16 protein-coding genes and 7 pseudogenes are annotated in these 17,331 nt (G+C 70.9%); 13 read left to right on the top strand and 10 right to left on the bottom strand.

The features are described 5' to 3' along the window. Positions 1–44: 44 nt before the first annotated feature. Both P1P75_RS15990 and P1P75_RS15995 read left to right on the top strand, forming a co-directional pair. Entirely contained in the window at positions 45–2,147 is a 2,103-nt protein-coding gene (locus tag P1P75_RS15990) for an MMPL family transporter (protein ID WP_319255745.1), read from the top strand. 81 nt (positions 2,148–2,228) lie between these two features. Beyond that, a complete protein-coding gene (locus P1P75_RS15995; protein ID WP_167396259.1) occupies positions 2,229–2,396 on the top strand; it encodes a hypothetical protein in 168 nt (55 codons plus the stop codon). A gap of 82 nt (positions 2,397–2,478) precedes the next feature. On the opposite strand, the pseudogene P1P75_RS16000 reads toward P1P75_RS15995, so the two are convergent. Beyond that, a pseudogene (locus P1P75_RS16000) lies at positions 2,479–2,607 on the bottom strand (LysR family transcriptional regulator); the annotation flags it as partial. A 143-nt stretch (positions 2,608–2,750) separates the two neighbouring features. On the opposite strand from P1P75_RS16000, the gene P1P75_RS42040 reads away from it, so the two are divergent. From P1P75_RS42040 to P1P75_RS16015, 4 genes and pseudogenes are all read left to right on the top strand, one after another. After that, complete coding sequence (locus P1P75_RS42040) at positions 2,751–2,828, top strand: putative leader peptide (RefSeq protein ID WP_351405193.1); 78 nt, start codon at positions 2,751–2,753, stop codon at positions 2,826–2,828. Positions 2,829–2,988: 160 nt separating this feature from the next. Beyond that, positions 2,989–3,890 (top strand): annotated as a pseudogene (locus tag P1P75_RS16005) (acyl-CoA dehydrogenase family protein). A 142-nt stretch (positions 3,891–4,032) separates the two neighbouring features. After that, positions 4,033–4,587: an NADPH-dependent FMN reductase gene (ssuE, locus tag P1P75_RS16010; protein ID WP_319255748.1), complete on the top strand. Its 555-nt coding sequence runs from the start codon at positions 4,033–4,035 to the stop codon at positions 4,585–4,587. A 19-nt stretch (positions 4,588–4,606) separates the two neighbouring features. Then, positions 4,607–5,018 (top strand): annotated as a pseudogene (locus tag P1P75_RS16015) (acyl-CoA dehydrogenase family protein); the annotation flags it as partial. A 328-nt stretch (positions 5,019–5,346) separates the two neighbouring features. Here P1P75_RS16015 and urtE read toward each other — a convergent pair. The 4 genes and pseudogenes from urtE to P1P75_RS16035 form a co-directional block, all read right to left on the bottom strand. Beyond that, complete coding sequence (gene urtE, locus P1P75_RS16020) at positions 5,347–6,039, bottom strand: urea ABC transporter ATP-binding subunit UrtE (protein WP_319255750.1); 693 nt, start codon at positions 6,037–6,039, stop codon at positions 5,347–5,349. Next, entirely contained in the window at positions 6,039–6,803 is a 765-nt protein-coding gene (gene urtD / locus P1P75_RS16025; RefSeq protein ID WP_319255752.1) for an urea ABC transporter ATP-binding protein UrtD, read from the bottom strand. Before urtD ends, urtE begins: the two co-directional genes overlap by 1 nt. After that, positions 6,800–7,522: pseudogene (locus P1P75_RS16030) on the bottom strand (branched-chain amino acid ABC transporter permease); the annotation flags it as partial. The pseudogene P1P75_RS16030 and the gene urtD, both read right to left, overlap by 4 nt. Further along, positions 7,522–7,908 (bottom strand): annotated as a pseudogene (locus tag P1P75_RS16035) (ABC transporter substrate-binding protein); the annotation flags it as partial. The pseudogenes P1P75_RS16030 and P1P75_RS16035, both read right to left, overlap by 1 nt. 86 nt (positions 7,909–7,994) lie before the next feature. Between P1P75_RS16035 and P1P75_RS16040 the strand changes: the two are divergent. From P1P75_RS16040 to P1P75_RS16055, 4 genes are all read left to right on the top strand, one after another. Further along, entirely contained in the window at positions 7,995–8,438 is a 444-nt protein-coding gene (locus P1P75_RS16040; protein ID WP_319255753.1) for a MarR family transcriptional regulator, read from the top strand. 150 nt (positions 8,439–8,588) lie between these two features. Then, entirely contained in the window at positions 8,589–9,911 is a 1,323-nt protein-coding gene (locus P1P75_RS16045) for an aldehyde dehydrogenase family protein (RefSeq protein ID WP_319255755.1), read from the top strand. A 249-nt stretch (positions 9,912–10,160) separates the two neighbouring features. Then, entirely contained in the window at positions 10,161–11,051 is an 891-nt protein-coding gene (locus P1P75_RS16050) for a glycoside hydrolase family 19 protein (RefSeq protein ID WP_319255757.1), read from the top strand. Positions 11,052–11,079: 28 nt separating this feature from the next. Continuing rightward, positions 11,080–11,985, top strand: a complete 906-nt coding sequence (locus P1P75_RS16055) for an aldo/keto reductase (RefSeq protein WP_319255759.1) — start codon at positions 11,080–11,082, stop codon at positions 11,983–11,985. A gap of 25 nt (positions 11,986–12,010) precedes the next feature. On the opposite strand, the gene P1P75_RS16060 is transcribed toward P1P75_RS16055, so the two are convergent. The 3 genes and pseudogenes from P1P75_RS16060 to P1P75_RS16070 all read right to left on the bottom strand — a co-directional run. Beyond that, positions 12,011–12,469, bottom strand: a complete 459-nt coding sequence (locus tag P1P75_RS16060; protein ID WP_319255774.1) for a pyridoxamine 5'-phosphate oxidase family protein — start codon at positions 12,467–12,469, stop codon at positions 12,011–12,013. Positions 12,470–12,563: 94 nt separating this feature from the next. Beyond that, positions 12,564–12,751 (bottom strand): annotated as a pseudogene (locus P1P75_RS16065) (IS5/IS1182 family transposase); the annotation flags it as partial. Next, positions 12,751–13,030 (bottom strand): annotated as a pseudogene (locus P1P75_RS16070) (indole acetimide hydrolase); the annotation flags it as partial. The pseudogenes P1P75_RS16065 and P1P75_RS16070, both read right to left, overlap by 1 nt. A gap of 245 nt (positions 13,031–13,275) precedes the next feature. On the opposite strand from P1P75_RS16070, the gene P1P75_RS16075 reads away from it, so the two are divergent. After that, entirely contained in the window at positions 13,276–13,767 is a 492-nt protein-coding gene (locus tag P1P75_RS16075) for a cupin domain-containing protein (protein WP_319255762.1), read from the top strand. Positions 13,768–13,878: 111 nt separating this feature from the next. Here the strand turns inward: P1P75_RS16075 and P1P75_RS16080 are convergent, their stop codons facing one another. Further along, positions 13,879–15,312 carry a PLP-dependent aminotransferase family protein gene (locus P1P75_RS16080; protein WP_319255764.1) on the bottom strand — a complete coding sequence of 478 codons (1,434 nt, stop codon included), beginning with the start codon at positions 15,310–15,312 and terminating at the stop codon, positions 13,879–13,881. Positions 15,313–15,359: 47 nt separating this feature from the next. Between P1P75_RS16080 and P1P75_RS16085 the strand changes: the two genes are divergently transcribed. Then, the gene (locus tag P1P75_RS16085; RefSeq protein WP_319255766.1) at positions 15,360–15,833 is read left to right on the top strand and encodes a carboxymuconolactone decarboxylase family protein; all 474 of its coding nucleotides are present in this window, start codon (positions 15,360–15,362) and stop codon (positions 15,831–15,833) included. A gap of 359 nt (positions 15,834–16,192) precedes the next feature. On the opposite strand, the gene P1P75_RS16090 is transcribed toward P1P75_RS16085, so the two are convergent. Beyond that, complete coding sequence (locus tag P1P75_RS16090; RefSeq protein ID WP_319255768.1) at positions 16,193–16,573, bottom strand: VOC family protein; 381 nt, start codon at positions 16,571–16,573, stop codon at positions 16,193–16,195. A 349-nt stretch (positions 16,574–16,922) separates the two neighbouring features. Here P1P75_RS16090 and P1P75_RS16095 point away from each other — a divergent pair, with 349 nt between their 5' ends. Then, entirely contained in the window at positions 16,923–17,315 is a 393-nt protein-coding gene (locus P1P75_RS16095) for a VOC family protein (RefSeq protein ID WP_319255769.1), read from the top strand. Positions 17,316–17,331 lie beyond the last annotated feature (16 nt).

Raw genomic sequence — 17,331 nt, forward strand, 5'->3', positions numbered from 1 at the left:
TTGTTTGTCATTGAGGTATCTGCTGTCGCGCTACCGGGAGAACGATGTCCACCAGCACCCTTCGACGCGCCCGACGGCTCGTCCCGGTCCTCCTCGTCGCCGCATGGCTCGTCCTCGGTGGCGTCCTCGGTCCCTTCGCGGGACGCCTGGGCGAGGTCGCGACCAACGACCAGGCCGCCTTCCTGCCGCGCAGCGCCGAATCGACCGAGGTCATCACCGCCCAGCGGGCCTTCCGCCAGGACGAGACGCTGCCCGCGATCGTCGTGTGGACATCGACCGGGGACGCCGCGATGGCGGACCGGCGCGAGGCCGCGACGCGGTCACTCGCCTCCCTGGCCGGCGCTCCGGAAGTGGTGGGCCGGGTATCGCCCGCACTGCTCTCGGCGGACGCCAGGGCCCTGGAGGGTGTGGTGCCGTTGCGCCCGGACCTGGGCGAGGACCTGGCCCCGGCCCTGGAGCGGATCCGTGCGGCGGCCGAACAGGTGCCCGGTACCGACGTCCGGCTGGCCGGACCGGCCGCGACCCAGGCCGACCTCTCCGACGCCTTCGCCGGCATCGACGGACTGCTGCTCGCCGTCGCGCTGGTCGCGGTCCTCCTGATCCTCCTGCTCGTCTACCGCAGTGTGCTGCTTCCGCTGGTGATCATCGTCGGTGCGGTGCTCGCTCTCGGCCTCGCCTGCGCCGTCGTGTACGCGCTGGCCGACCACGACATGGTGCGCGTGGACGGACAGGTGCAGGGCATCCTCTCCATCCTGGTGATCGGTGCGGCCACCGACTACTCCCTGCTCCTGACCGCCCGATACCGGGAGGAACTGGCCACCCGCGCGGACCGGTTCGCGGCCATGGGGGCCGCGCTGCGGCAGTCATGGGGCACCGTGACGGCCAGTGCCGCGACCGTCGCCCTGGGACTGCTCGCCCTGTTGCTCAGCGACCTCACCAACAACCGGGCCCTGGGCCCCGTCGGGGCCATCGGCATCGCCGCCGCCGTCGTGAGCACACTGACCTTCCTCCCCGCCGTCCTGGTTCTCCTCGGCCGCGCCGCCTACTGGCCCGCCAAACCCCGGCCGTCCGGGGAGTCCGGCGCCGGAGGGCGGGTGTGGCACCGGATCGCGAAGCTGGTCGACCGGGCGCCCCGCAAGGTGTGGGCGGTGTCGCTGGCCGGACTGCTCGTCTGTGCGGCGTTCGCGCCCACCCTCACCTCCCGGGGCGTCCCGCTCGACGAGACCTTCGTCGACGACGCCCCGTCCGTGACCGCCCAGCAGACGCTCGCCAGACACTTTCCCGGCGGCGCGGGCAACCCCGTGGTGGTCGTCGCCGACGCCGACCGGGTGACGACGGTGGTCGAGACATCCCGCAGGACCGAAGGCGTGGCCTCGGCCGCCCCGGTGAACGCCTCGGGAGCGCCGGGCGGGGAGGCTCTCGTGGTCGACGGGCGGGCGCGTGTGGACGTCACCCTGCGCGCGGCCGCCGACAGCGACGCGGCCAAGGACACGGTGGCGCGGCTGCGAGCCGCGCTGCACGACGTACCCGGCGCGAACGCCCTCGTGGGCGGCTACACGGCCCAGCAGTACGACACCCTGCGCACCGCCGAGCGCGACCGCACCCTGATCGTGCCGGTGGTCCTCGCCATCATCTTCGTCATCCTGACCCTGCTGCTGCGCTCCCTGCTGACGCCCGTCCTCCTGGTGGCCACCGTGGGGCTGAACTTCCTCGCCACCCTGGGCGTCTCCGGCCTCGTCTTCCGGCATGTCCTCGGCTTCACCGGCACGGATCCGTCCGTTCCGCTGTACGGCTTCGTCTTCCTCGTGGCGCTCGGCGTCGACTACAACATCTTCCTCATGTCCCGGGTGCGCGAGGAGTCCCTGCGCCACGGAGTCCGCGAGGGAGTGCTGCGAGGCCTGGTCAGCACCGGCGGCGTCATCACCTCGGCCGGGGTGGTGCTCGCCGCCACCTTCGCCGCACTCGCGGTGATCCCGCTGGCCTTCCTGGCGCAGATCGCCTTCATCGTCGCTTTCGGTGTGCTGCTCGACACGCTGGTGGTGCGCTCGCTGCTGGTACCCGCCCTGGTGCGGGACCTCGGCGCTCGTGCCTGGTGGCCGGGACGGCTCGGCCGCGTCCGACCGGGTGTCACCCAGGTGGATGCCTAGTGCACATGCTTGCGTCGGGAGCGGGCAGGCGTAGGAGACGGATCGGATCTGCTCGTATCGCATCAGGAGGAGTCGGCCGACATGGGAGCGAAGGTGCTGGAGCGTTTCGCCGCGGGAGCTCCGCGCGGGTCGTTGCCCGCGGAGGAGTACGCGGCTCGGCGGCGGGCCGAGGGAGAGCCGGCGACCGTCGTGATGGACCTGAAGTCGGACGCCTTCCTCGTCGTCGTCCCGGCGGGCGAGGAGGACTGACCCGGGGTCAGCCCCCTCCCGAAGGCCGGAGGCCGAGGGCCGATGGTCGGTCGTGGTCGTCGGCGGTTGCCTGGTGCCGCGTCACCGCACGCTCCAGATTGCGCAGCGTCTCACTCAACGCGGGCTGGGAGAGCCGCAGTTCCTCGGCGGCCCGGCGCAGCGAACCGAGCCGGGTGACCGCCGCGATGTATTCCAGCTGTTCTGTCCGCACCTCCGAAGAATGCGGGCGTATTCCCGGCCGGTTCGAGAGTTTCCCTGTCACCCCTTCGTGAAATTCAATGGTCCGCGATACGAGACCGGCCGGGTTCTCCTTGACTGCCGAGACCGGCGGCTGCCACGATCGACGGCATGAAGATGCGACTGGACCTCACGCGGCGACGCCATGTCGACCTCGCGCGCGTCTCCAGCGCCTCCTGTCGCGCCGCGGCCTGATCTCCCGAACCGCCGCCGAACCCTCCTTCTCCCACCGCGCCGCCTGCCCTGACCGCAGGTCCGCGCCGTGCCTTTGCGGCACCGCCTGAATTCACTGCGCTTTGTCGCCCCGAGTGAATTCGGCGTGCCCGAAAACGCATCCGCGCACCAGGAGTTCCGCATGCCCGCAGCGCCCGTGAAATTCGCCTACTGGGTTCCCAATGTCAGCGGACGACTCGTCACCAGCAAGATCGAACGGCGCACCGACTGGGGATACGACTACCACCGCGAACTCGCCGTCCTCGCCGAGAACAACGGCTTCGACTACGCCCTCTCCACCGGCAGCAGGGTCTCCGACGTCACCGTCCTGGAAGGCGTCCTCGACGGCACCGACCAGTACGTCTTCGCCATCGTGCCCTCCGACAGCGAGGGCCTGACCTTCCACGACGACTGGGACAACATCGGCCAGCGCCTCACCGAGAGCGGCAGCGTCACCCTCGACGGGGTCCGCACCCCCTGGTCCTCGGCCGCCGGCTACGTCGACAAGGTTTCCAGCCGCGTACCTACAACACCCTCAAGGTCCCCACCATCCAGCTGGTGTTCGTCAACTTCTACCTCGGTATCGCCGGCGGCGCCCTGGAGACGGCCGCCACCTACACCCGCACCAAGGCCCGCTCCTGGCTGCACGGCGGCCACGAGCGGGCGGTCGACGAGCCCTACGTCATCGACGTCTACGGCGACCTCACCGCCAAGCTCTGGGCCGTCGAGGCACTCGCCGACGCCGTCGCCGCCGAGGGACAGAAGCCGCACGACGACCCCGACGCGGTCACCACCCAGACCCGCGGCGACTTCGAGGTACGGGTGGCCGCGGTCAAGGCCCGTGCCACCGACGTCGCCCTGGAGATCTCCAGCCGCATCATCGAGGTGACCGGAGCCCGCTCCACCGCCACCTCCGAGGGACTGGACCGCCTCTGGCGCAATGTGCGCACCCACACCCTGCACGACCCGGTCGCCCACAAACGGCGCGAGGTCGGCCGCTGGGTCCTCGAGGGCGAACTGCCCGAACCCACCTGGTACTCCTGACCGCTCCGGGGGCGCCTTGCACGAGAGCGCCCCCGGCCTCCTTCCCGCACCGAGGCGGGCCTGCCCTTCGCCCCCCGATGAAGCGCGCCTGCCCTTCGTCCCCGCACCGAGGCGTGCCCGCCCTCCTCCCGAAAGAGGACCCATGGCCACCGTCCTGTCCGTCTCCGGCAGCCCCTCCGCCACCTCCCGCACCGGCCGCCTGCTGCGCCACCTCGACCAGCGGCTCATCGCCCATGGACACGAGGTCGTCCCGCTCGACGTGCGCACCGTCCCGGCCGAGGCCCTGCTCGGCGCCGACTTCCGCCATCCCGCGATCGTCGAGGCCACCGAACTGTTCGCACGTGCCGACGGCATCGTGGTGGGCACGCCCGTGTACAAGGCGTCGTACTCCGGTGTCCTCAAGGCGCTCCTCGACCTGCTGCCGCAGTACGCGCTGACCGGGAAGACCGTGCTGCCGCTCGCCACCGGCGGCTCCGTCGCGCACGTCCTCGCCATCGACTACGCCCTGCGGCCCGTGCTGAACTCCATGGGCGCGGCCCACATCGTGCAGGGCTGGTTCACCCTGGACAAGGACATCACCGCCCACGAGGACGGCTCACTGGCGATCGCTCCCGACGCCGCCGAGGCCCTCGGCCAGGTCGTCGACCAGTTCTCCACGGCCCTCGGCCGCACGCCGTACCTGGCCGCGGCGAGCTGAGGCCACCATGACCGCCCCCATGACCACCCCCGTGACCGTCCACGTGATCGCCGACGACGCCGAGGCCCTCGCCGCCGCCGCCGCCCTGGCCGACGAGTTCCGGTCCGGAGCGGCCGAGCGGGACGCCGAACGGCTTCTGCCCCGGGCCGAGTCGGACCGCCTCGCCGCCTCCCGGTCTGCTCGCCGTCACCGTCCCCGCCGGACACGGCGGCGCGGACGTGAGCGTACTGACCCTCGCGGAGATGTTCCGGCTGCTCGACACCGCCGACGGCAGCCTCGCGCAGATCCCGCAGAGCCACTTCGCCCACGTGAACGTGATCCGCCGTCAGGGCAGCGAGGAGCAGCGGAAGTTCTTCTTCGCCGAGCTGCTGGCCGGGCGCCGCTTCGGCAACTCCCAGTCCGAGGCGGGAACCCGGCACGTCCAGGACATTCTTCCTTTCCCGCCGCGCGGGGTGTCGATCCGGGGGCGTGCCGTTCGTGTAGGAGGTGAAGGGCACCGCAGCACGGCGATGGCAGGGACCGCATCACGGAGGCCGACATGAAGCACTACCTGCTCAGCGTGATCACGCCCACCGGCGGCGAGCCGCCCGTGGGGGAGGAGATGGCACGGATCGGCCGCAACCTGGAGACGGAGCCCGGCCGAGCGGGCCCTCCTCGACCGGCGCCTGCGCGAACTGACCCGCTGATCCGCCACGGCCACCCGGCGATCCTGGTACGGCCACCCGCTGATCCGGGTACGGCCGCCGAGAGGCCGGTGGTTCACACGCTGAGCGCCTCCCGCACCGACCGCTCCGCGTCCAGGCCGCCCTCCCCGGACGAGGTGACCCGGCCCGCCTCCAGCACGTAGTACCGCTGAGCCGCCCGCATCGCGAAGCCGACGTGCTGTTCCACCAGCAGGACCGACAGGCCGCCGCGCGCCGCCAGCGCGAGGATCGTCTCCTCGATCTCGGTGACCACCGAAGGCTGGATGCCCTCGGTCGGCTCGTCCAGGAGCAGGATCCGAGGCTCCGTCACCAGGGCGCGCGCGATGGCGAGTTGTTGCCGCTGGCCGCCGGACAGCAGCCCCGCGCGCCGCGAGGAGAACGCCCGCAGCGCCGGGAACAGGTCCAGCGCCTCCGCGACCGCCTGCCTGCCGCGCCGGCGGCCGTCCGCGACGAGCTGGAGGTTCTCCGCGGTGGTGAGGTGCGGGAACGCCTGCTGACCCTGCGGCACGTACGCCATCCCGCGCGCCACCCGTTCGTGCGGCTTGCGGCGGGTGATGTCCTCGCCGTCCAGCCGGACCGTGCCGGCGGACGGGGTGAGCAGTCCGACCGCCGCGCGCAGGAGTGTGCTCTTGCCGGCCCCGTTGTGCCCGAGCACGGCGGCGACGCCGTCCGCCGGGACCTGGACGGAGACGTCGTGCAGCACCGTGCTGCGCTGGTAGCCGACCCGGACGTTCTCGATCTGGAGCATCACGCCTCCTGTACGGCCACGTCCGCGGTGTCCTCGGCGGCCGTGTGCCCGAGATACACCTCCTGCACCTTCGGGTCCGCCTGGACCTCGGTCACCGTGCCCTCGCTGAGCACCCGGCCCGCGTGCAGCACGCTCACAGTGCGCGCGAACGACCTCATGAAGTCCATGTCGTGCTCGATGACCACGACCGTCCGCTCCTCGCTGATGCGCCGGAGCAGCTCGCCCGTGGCCTGCCGCTCGTCGTGGCTCATGCCGGCCACCGGCTCGTCGAGCAGCAACAGCTGCACCTCCTGCACGAGCAGCATGCCGATCTCCAGCCATTGCTTCTGCCCGTGCGCCAGCGTCCCGGCGGGGGAGTCCGCCAGCTCGGTCAGCCCGACGGTCTCCAACGCCCGTGCCACCGGCTCCGGAACGCCCCTGCGGCGACGCAGCATGGTCCACACGCCGCGTCCGGCGCCCGCCGCGATGTCCAGATTCTGAAGGACCGTCAACTCCTCGAAGACGGTGGCCGTCTGGAAGGTGCGGCCGATGCCCGAACGCGCGATGCGGTGCACGCTGCGCCCGAGCAGCTCCGTGCCGCCGAACCGAACCGACCCCTGCGCCCTGACCAGACCGGTGACCGCGTCGACCAGGGTCGTCTTGCCGGCGCCGTTCGGCCCGATGAGGAACCGCAGATCACCGGGGCGCACCTCGAGGTCGACGCCGTCGACGGCGGTGAACCCGTCGAAGGACACCCGTAGTTGTCGTATCTCGAGCCCACTCATGCTGCCTCTCCCACGGGGATCACGGGCGACTTCTCCAAAATGGCCCGGCGCCTGCGGACCAGCTTCGTCAGCGAGGCCAGGCCGCCCGGCAGGAACGCCAGCGCGACGATGAACAACAGCCCCTGGAAGTACGTCCAGCCCGCCGGGAACTCCTCCGACAGGGCCGTCTTCGCCCACGCCACGGCGAGCGCGCCCAGCACCGCGCCGACCAGGCTGGCCCGCCCGCCGACCGCCGCGCCGATGACGAACTCGATCGACGGGACGATGCCGATCAGGGCCGGCGAGATGATCCCGACGGCCGGCACGAACAGCGCACCGGCCAGTCCCGCCATGCCGGCGGCGACGACGTACGCGACGAGCTTGACGTTCGCCGGGTCGTACCCGAGGAAGCGCACCCGCTCCTCCGAGTCCCGTACCGCGACGAGGAGTTCGCCGTAGCGGCTGTGGATGAGCTGACGGGCGAGGGCGATCAGGGTGAGCAGGGCCGCGGCGATGAGGAAGTACACCATCCGCTGGTTCACCGGGTCGTCGAGGTCGTACCCGAAGAAGCCCTGGATGTCGGTGAGTCCGTTGGTGCCGCCGGTGGTGGCCTGCTGGCCGACCAGCCAGATCGCGAACGCCGACGCCAGGGCCTGGCTGAGGATCGCGAAGTAGGCGCCCTTGACCCGGCGGCGGAAGATGAACAGGCCGAGCAGTGCCGCGACGGTCATCGGCAGCAGAGGAACACCCCCGCCGTGTGCTCACCGCCCTCGTACAGCGCCGTGTAGACGTACGGCACCCGGTGGGCGACCCGCGGCGCCAGGGCCTGGCGGACGGAGGAGATGTGCCAGCCCGTGACGCCCTGCACGACACCGAGGTCCACCAGGGCCTCGACCTGCTCGGCGACCTCCCGCGGCGGAGCCCCGCCGTCGACCGGCACCAGCCGCAGCTCCCGGCCCAGCGCCCCGCCCGCCCGGTTGACCTCCTCGGCCGCCAGCCGCGCACACAGCTCGCACGCCGGGCCGAAGATCCCCGCCGGCCCCTGCATCGGGAAGACCAGCGCCACGCCGAGGACGGAGTCGTCGGCCGTGAACCAGTCGGGGGCGCGGGAATCGTGCCGGAACATGCCGTCATGCTTCCGCGTCCACCGGGTGAACTCCAGCCCGTCTCCTACGATGTAGGCACCTCGTGACCTAGGAGCAGGATGCCGGGATGCCTACCTCTACTCCGCGCGGCCCGCACGGCCTGATGCAGCTCCTCACGCGGGCCGAGCGGCTCGCGGCCCGCCGGCTGCAGGCCGCCCTGGACGAGGAGGGCTGCTCGCTCGACGCCTGGCGGGTGCTCGCGCTGCTGTCCGACGGGGCCGGCCACCACATGACGGCGATCGCCGAGGCCGCGTTCCTGCCGCCGCCGACCCTGACCAAGCTGGTCGACCACCTCGTCGACCAGAACCTCGTGCACCGCCGGGTCGACCCGCTCGACCGGCGCCGCATCCTCGCCCACCTGACCCCGCGCGGCCAGGACCACTGGAAGCGTGTCGACCGCGCCGTGCGGACCGCCTGGCCCGCGCGCGGTGACGGAGACGGCGACGAGGAGTTGCTGCGGGCCCTGCTGGGGCGCTTCGCCGAGACGCTCGACGAGTCGACACGCGTGTAGCGCGGCGCCCCTGTAGCGCAAACGCCACGCGAGGTGACCGTCGCGCCGGGGAATACAGTTCGGCACATGAAAGGTTGGCATATACACCGAGCTGACCGCTCGCCCCTGAACCCAGGGCTGAGAAGCCCGCGCACCACCAGCGAGGCACCCGTGACCACCGCCACCCCCGAGCAGCCCGCCGACGTCGTCACCCGGCTGCGCGCCACCTTCCGCACCGGCCGTACCAAGCCCGCCGACTGGCGCACCGGACAGCTGCGCAGCCTGCGCGAGATGCTCACGGAGCGGGGTGACGACCTGGCCGCCGCTCTCCACGCCGACCTCGGCAAGAGCGCCAGGGAGGCCTACCGGACCGAGATCGACTTCACGGCCCGCGAGATCGACCACACCCTCGACCACCTCGACGACTGGCTGCGCCCCGAGCCCGCCCCGGTCCCCGCACACCTCGGCGCCGACGCCCGCGCCTGGACCCAGTACGACCCGCTCGGCGTCGTCCTGGTCATCGCCCCCTGGAACTACCCCGCCCAACTGTTGCTCGCCCCGCTCGTCGGCGCCCTCGCCGCGGGCAACGCCGTCCTCGTCAAGCCCAGCGAGCTGGCCCCCGCGACCTCCGCGGCGCTGGCTCGGCTGCTGCCCGCGTACCTCGACACCGACGCGGTCGCCGTCGTCGAGGGCGGCATCCCGCAGACCACGGCCCTGCTGGCCGAGCGCTTCGACCACATCTTCTACACGGGCAACGGCACCGTCGGCCGCATCGTGATGCGTGCCGCCGCCGAGCACCTCACCCCGGTCACCCTCGAACTCGGCGGCAAGTCACCGGCGTTCGTGGACCGCGGCACCGACCTCGCCGTCGTCGCCGACCGGCTGGCCCGCGGCAAGTTCCTCAACGCCGGCCAGACCTGCGTCGCCCCCGACTACGTCCTCACCGACCCCGAGACCGCCGCCGCCCTTGAACCCCTCCTCGCCGAGGCCGTGGAGAAGGTCCACGGCGCCGACCCGCAGACCTCCGGCGAGTACGGCCGGATCATCAACGAGCGCCACTTCGACCGGCTCACCGGCCTGCTCGACTCCGGCCGGGTCGTGGTCGGCGGGAGCAGCGACCGCAGGGACAGGTACATCGCGCCGACCGTCCTCGCCGACGTCGACCCCGCCTCGCCCGTCATGCGGGAGGAGATCTTCGGCCCGATCCTGCCGATCGTGACCGCCGACGGCCTGGACGGGGCGATCGCGTTCATCAACGACCGCGACAAGCCCCTCGCGCTGTACGTCTTCTCCGAGTCCGAGGAGACCCGGGCGCGCATCGCCGCCGAGACCTCCTCCGGCGGTCTGGGGCACGGCCTGCCGCTCGCCCATCTCACCGTCTCCGACCTGCCGTTCGGCGGAGTGGGCGAGAGCGGCATGGGCAACTACCACGGCCGCTACTCGATGGAGACCTTCAGCCACCGCAAGGCGGTGCTGGAGAAGCCGCTGAGCTGAGCGGGCGGGGTCACTCTTTCGGTGAGGGCCGGAGTGGTCGCCGGCGGCCTCGACACTCAACGCGGTCGGGATCCCGCCGGGTTGAGTGGTCTACACCCTTGACTGGTACAGACCAAAGCGGTTGAGTGTGGCTCCACACCCCCACCACGGCCGGCCCCGCCGCGACCGGTCCCCTCCGGCATGCGCACCAGGCCAGGCTCCGCCCTGCCCGAGCCGGGGACGGCCGTGCTCCGCGAAGGAGTTGATCCCGTGTCGAGACGCCGCATCTCCGCCGTCGTGACCGCACTCGTCCTCGCCGGCGCCGTACCGGTGCTCCTGCCGGCCACGAGCGCGTCCGCCGCCGCCTGTTCGAGCTACCCGAACTGGGTGGCGGGCAAGGCCTACCGCACCGGCGACATCGTCCGCTACACCGACGGCAGGGCCTACATCGCCGAGCACGACAACCCGGGTTACGACCCCGTCATCAGCACCTGGTACTGGGAGCCGTACGCCTGCGACAACGGCCCGGGGACGCCCGTCGGCACCTTCGTGGTCACCGAGGCGCAGTTCAACCAGATGTTCCCGGGCCGCAACTCCTTCTACACGTACAGCGGCTTGACCGCGGCCCTCAAGGCCTACCCCGGATTCGCCAACACCGGCAGCGAGACCACCAAGAGGCAGGAGGCGGCGGCCTTCCTCGCCAACGTCAGCCACGAGACCGGCGGACTGGTGCACATCGTCGAGCAGAACACCGCCAACTACCCGCACTACTGCGACTGGAGCCAGCCCTACGGCTGCCCGGCCGGCCAGGCGGCCTACTACGGCCGCGGCCCCATCCAGCTCAGCTGGAACTTCAACTACAAGGCCGCGGGCGACGCGCTCGGCATCGACCTCATCAACAACCCCTGGCTGGTGCAGAACGACGCGGCCGTGGCCTGGAAGACGGGCCTTTGGTACTGGAACACCCAGAACGGCCCCGGCACCATGACCCCCCACAACGCCATGGTCAACGGCGGCGGCTTCGGGCAGACCATCCGCTCCATCAACGGCTCCCTGGAGTGCGACGGCAAGAACCCCGCGCAGGTGCAGAGCCGGGTCACGAAGTACCAGCAGTTCGCGCAGATCCTCGGCGTCTCCCCGGGCGGCAATCTCTACTGCTGACCCGCACGGTGTGTGCGAGACTCCGCCGATGACCCCGGAAGCGATCACGGCGGACGCCGCCGGCACCTGGAGACTGGGCGACACGACCGTCGGCCGCATCGGCTTCGGCGCGATGCGGCTGACGGGCGACGCCGCCTTCCACCTCGGCACGCCGAGCGACCGCGACCGGTCGATCGCCGTCCTGCGCAAGGCGGTCGACCTCGGCGTCAACCACATCGACACCGCGGCCTTCTACTTCTCCTCCCTGCGCTCCGCCAACGAACTCATCAACAGCGCGCTCGCCCCGTACCCGGACGACCTGCTCATCGCCACCAAGGTCGGCCCCTTCCGCGACTGGTCGGGGGAGTGGGCCACCTCGGCCCGCCCAGAGGACCTCCGCGGCCACGTCGAGGAGAACCTGCGCCAGCTCGGCCGGGACCACCTCGACCTCGTGTACCTGCGCCGGATGGAGCAGGACTCGATCACCGAACACTTCGGCGCCCTCGCCGAGCTGCGCCAGGCCGGACTCGTCCGCCACCTCGGCGTCTCCGGCATCGAGCCCCGCCATCTCGCCGAGGCGCAGGTCATCGCCCCGGTGGTCAGCGTCCAGAACCGCTACGGCCTCGGCGACCACCAGCCCGCCGCCGAGGAACTCCTGCGCCTGTGCGGCGAACAGGGCATCGCCTTCGTCCCCTTCTACGCCATCGCCGGCGACAGCGGCCCGCACGGCGCCACGACCGCCCACGGAGAAGCGGTCCTGGCGGCGGCCCGCGCCCACGGCACGAGCCCCGCGCAGATCCGCCTGGCCTGGACCCTTGCCCGAGGCCCGCACGTCCTGGCCATCCCCGGCACCGGCAATCCCGGGCACCTCACGGAGAACCTGGCGGCCGGATCCCTCCGGCTGACGTCCGAGGAGCTGGAGGGCTTGAACGCGGGGCACGCGAAGGCGGGTTGAGAGTCCGGCAGGCATACCGGTGGGGCTATGCGGCCCACACCCCGTCGCGCATCACATGCCGCCCGCGCAGCTCGCGCACCTCCCGCCAGGCCTGGACCTCGCGGGGCCGTATCCGGAAGAACGCGTACGCCGTGCCGTCCCGGCGGGGATCCCACCCGGTCTTCGCGGTGAACGCCTCCACCGCCCCGGCCGGCACCTCGCCTCCCTCGTAGGCCGTCACGTCCCCGTCGATCAGCACCACGTCCCGCGTGTCCCCGAAGGCCAGCCGGGCCCGGCCGCCGTCCCGCAGATTGCGGCCGGTGGGATTGGTGAGCCGCGTCGACAGCCACAGACAGTCCCCGTACCGGACGAACCACAGCGCGACGAGACACGGCACCCCGTCCGGCCCGGCCGTGGCCACCCAAATGTCGGTCTCATGGTCCAGCCGTTCGAGGACGTCCAGCCGGCGCTGCCGAGGGTCACGAAGCGGCTCGTTGATCTCCATGTCCAGGACGCTAGCCGCCCGCCTGTCCCACCCGCCTCGGTCGCCGGTCCCACGCGGAGGGGACGCGAGTCCTAGGTCCGGTCCGGAGTTCGAATCACGAGTGTGGTGCGATGCCGCGGAGCCAGAGCATCGCACCACACAGGTGCAGTCCGGCCTCGTAGCTCCCCGGGGTCTTGTCGTACCGGGCAGCGATACCGCGCCAGTCCGCAGCCGGTTGATGCACCGTTCCACGGTGTTGCGCTCTTTGCAGAGTGTCGCGTCGTGTGAGACCGGCCGGCCGCCGGCGCGGCGACCCCGCGCACGCCCACGAAGCTGGTCACCGTGCACCGGCGCATGCCCGCGCCGACTCGTTCCTGTCCCGCTCGATCGCGTGACTCCAGCCCCGGCTCGACAGGCGGCTCGGTGAACCGGCCCGAGCAGCAGCGGATCCTCGTCGAGGAACTCCGCCCAGGAACGGCGGATGCCCAGCCAGGCCCCCATCAACCGGCCGTACGCCTCGAGTGCCTCGTCCAGCCGCGGAACGTCCGCCACCTCCTGCACGTCGTACCCGGCGTCTCGCATTCGGGCTCTTCGTCGTCATCTGCATCGACAGCGCCGGGCAGTGGTGGCGGTCCACCGCGAGGTGGTGCTGCGCGGAGGCTTGGTGGAGTTCCACAAGCTTGGCGTCCGAGGTGGATTGACCCATGAAACGTTCATTGAAATGAACCTTCTAGCGGGTCTTTGGCTCTCGTAGATTCATTGATGTCAGCACGAAGTGCCTGGTGGGAAGCCGGGCCGAGCATCTGGGAGACGTTATGGACGCCGTTGTGAACCAGCCGGTTGGCCCTGTCCTGGTCCGGCCGGAGAGCGTTGAGGTCATACAGGATGGTGCGCTGAGCCTGATCGGTCTGCTCGCCGACGCCGGAGAGACCGGTGACGCGCTCACTGCGAACAAGGCGACGTTCCGCAAGGGTTCGCCGGGGGCTCCTGCGCACTTCCACACCAAGGCCAGCGAGATGTTCTTCGTCCTGGACGGCACGATGCGGTTCCTGGTGAACGACGAGATCGTGACCTTGGGCAAGGGTGGTTTCCTGACCGTTCCGCCGACCGTGCCGCACGCGTTCGCGCCGGCCCCCGGCAGCGAGGCCGAGCTGCTGGTGGTCTTCACCCCCGGTTTGCACCGTTTCGACTACTACCGGCTGCTGGAGCGGGTGTACCGGGGTGAGGCCACGGTGCAGGACATCCGCGACAGCTCACAGCAGTACGACAACCACTACTTCGACAGCCCCGTGTGGTCGGAGGCGCTCGCCGAGCGCTGAACCCCTGGCCGGGCCACGCCGCCCGTGGCCCGGCCTGGTAGCCCCCTGAAAACCCGACACCGATCCGCCGAAAGCGGTGCCCCCTTCCCGGGGAGGCACCGCTTTCGGGGTTCAGGCGTCAGGTGGCAGAGCTTGGCACAGCGCGTCAAGCGCCGGTCGATAGCGGTGTTCGGGGGGTGTGGCATAGCCGACAACCAGACCGTCATGGTGGGGGTCGGGGCTGTCGGGGTGGCCGAACGTCGCCAAGCCGTCGAGGGCCAGGCCCATCCATGTCGCCGCTTTGACGGTGGACGCCTCGGTGCCCGGCGGCAGCCGCAGGACCGCGTGCAGTCCGGCCGCGATGCCGGTGACCGCGATGTGCGGGGCGTGCTCGGCCAGCGTCGTGACGAGCAGGTTACGGCGGGCGCGATAGCGCTGCCGCATGCGGCGGATGTGCTTGTCGTACTGGCCGGAGGCGATGAACTCCGCGAGCGCGAGCTGGTCGGTGACCCCCGTCCACGCCTCGCGCAGCCCCTTGGCCGCGAGTGTGGCCTCGACCAGATGCGGCGGCAGGACCATCCAGCCGAGCCGGATCGCCGGGGACAGGCTCTTGCTGACCGAGCCGATGTAGACGACATGGTCGGGATCAAGCCCTTGAACCGCGCCCACGGGTTCACGGTCGTAGCGGAACTCGCCGTCGTAGTCGTCCTCCAGCATCACGCCGCCACGACCGCGCGCCCAGTCGACGGCCGCGGCACGACGCGTCGAATGCAGCGGACCACCGGTCGGGAACTGGTGAGCGGGAGTGAGCAGGACGGCCCGCGCTCCACGCCGAAGCGGCAGACCGGGGTGCGATGCCAACTGATCGGTCCGCACACCCTGGCCGTCCATGCCCAGCGGGACCGTGCTGACTCCGGCGTCGGCCAAGATGCCGCGGTGGAAAGGCAGGCTGTACGGCTCGACCGCAAGCGGCCCGGACAGCACCCCGCCGCCGAACAGCAGCCGCAGCGCGTGAGCGAACCCGGCACAGACCACGATCTGGTCCGGTGAAGTCGACACACCGCGCGCCCGAGCCAGGTACTCGGCCAGTACACGGCGCAGTTCGGGACGTCCCTGGGGATCGGGTGGGGCGAACGCGTCGTATGGTGCTGCCGTCACCGCCCGGCGGACGGCCGCGGCCCACGCGGCGCGGGGGAAGGACGTCGCGTCCGGCTGCCCCTGCTGGAGGTTGTGGGCCACGACCTTGCGGCCGGGCGCCTTCTTCGGAACACGCTGCGGCTTGGCCTCCACCCGCTTGGCGACCCGGGTACCGGACCCCTGACGGGCGGTCAACCAGCCCTCGGCGACCAGCTCGGCGTAGGCGTCCGCGACCGTGTTGCGAGCGACCCCCAGGTCCACCGCGAGCGATCGGTAGGGCGGCAGCAACGTCCCCGCCGTGAGCCTCCCGCTGCGCACCGCCTCCCGCAGCGCCTCCGCCACCGCAGCCCGACGAGGTCCCGTCAGAGACAGCTCAAGATGCAGGTCAGAGCCCGCCTCCTGAGCAGAATTGACCCGTGACTCCGCCATCCGAACGCACCCCTCAATCAGTCTTTCAGGTGCATAGGCTAATCGACATGAACAACACAAACGCTAACGTCGGCCTCTCCCGCATCAACTTCGCCGCATACGCGCCGCGCGCGTTCAAAGCCCTGATCGGCTTCGACGCCGCGTCCCGCGCGGGCCTCGACCCGGCCTTGATCGAACTGGTCCAGATCCGGGCGTCCCAACTCAACGGCTGCGCGTACTGCCTCCACATGCACACCACCGACGCGCGCAAGGCCGGCGAAAGCGAAGAACGCCTCCACATGGTCCAGGCGTGGCACGACGCAACCCACTTCTTCACCCCATCCGAACAAGCCGCCCTGGCCCTGACCGAAGCCATCACCCAGATCGCCGACGGCGTCCCCGACGACGTCTACAACCGCGCCACCGAACACTTCGAGGACACCGAACTGGCCCAGCTCATCTCCGTGATCCTGACGATCAACACCTGGAACCGCATCGCCATCACCACAGCCAAGATCGCCGGCACCGACGAACGACACTGAACGCCTCAGCAGCCGCGCCACCACCCCTGGCCAGCGCGCGGATCACGAGCCCTGCTGCCTACTTCTCGCGGCTGTCCGCGGACGCAGGACGTAGGCAGCAGGAACGACCGCGCCTCCGGAAATGTCGAGGACGACGAAGACCCACTCACCACCGTGGAGCGCGAACTCGCCGAAGAGATCGGCCGCAGCGGCCCGCTCCCCCTGGACTCTGGGTACGTGCGCCACATGGTTCGACTACGACGTGTCCGGCTCGGGGTCGGCGTCGAGGACCGCGGTGAGCCGACTGACGGTGCGAGCGCGGTGCTCGTGCTGCTCCGCGGAAGTTCGTGGAGGGGCTGAGGCCATGACTGGCGACGGTCTCACGACCATGTGTTGGCGTGGGCTTCGAATGTCTCGGGGTCACTGTGCATGGGCAGGACACATAGCAGGTGCCCGCCTGGTGCACGAAGCACGTGGCACTCCAGCCACTGCGATATCTGCACGGCACCGAGGGCAAGTAGGCGCGCGGTCTCGGCCTCGACGTCGTCGGTCTCGATATCGATGTGGAAACGAGGTGTGTCATCGACTGCCTGGACGGCGGTGACCAGCCCTGGCAATGCCTCGTGCAGCACGGTGAACTGAGGCTCTGAGGGGACCGGCTGCGCGGGGACACCGAGGGCGGCCGACCAGAAGGCGGCTGCGGAGGCAGCTTCGGTTTCGGGAGTGTCGATCAGGATGGCGTAGACGCGGCTCCGGTGCATGGGCCGCACGGTATCGATCCGCGCAAGCTTGCAGGTCGAGCTGTTCCTCTCCACCCTGACCCGCCGTGTTCTGCGGCACGGCGACTTCGCAGGCCGCGACAGCCTCATCGAGAAACTGGAGGCATACGTGATCGGGCACAACGAGACCGCGAGGCCCTACCGATGGACCTGTGAAAGGCACCCCACTCAAGGCCACCTGACCAACGCCCCCTCCACGAGCTTCTGCGGAGCAGCACCAGGTCCGCCGGCCCGTGCGGGGACCCGCGGACCGGGTCCCTCCGGAAAGGACTGGCGCCCGTCGGGTTTTACGTATAACCTCTCCCGCTAATCAGCTCTCCGAAAGGCCCCGATGAGTCGCATCGCCCTGGTCACCCTCGTCGTCGACGACCACGACGAGGCGATCCGCTTCTACACCGAGGCGGTCGGCTTCCGGCTCGTCGAGGACGAGGCCCGCCCCGACGGCTCCCGCTGGGTCGTCGTGCGGCCGGGCGGGCACCAGGAGGGCACCGGCCTGCTGCTCGCGCGGGCCAAGGACGACTCCCAGCGCTCCCGCGTCGGAGACCAGACCGGCGGCCGGGTCGGCTTCTTCCTGCATACCGAGGACTTCGCGGGCGACCACGCCCGGATGAGCGCCGCCGGCGTGACCTTCCTGGAGGAGCCCCGCCACGAGTCGTACGGCTCCGTCGCCGTCTTCCGGGACCTCTACGGAAACCGCTGGGACCTGCTCCAGCCCGCCGGCTGACCGGCCCCGCACCCCC

It is taken from the genome of Streptomyces sp. ID05-39B (assembly GCF_033794725.1).
GTDB lineage: Bacteria > Actinomycetota > Actinomycetes > Streptomycetales > Streptomycetaceae > Streptomyces > Streptomyces bobili.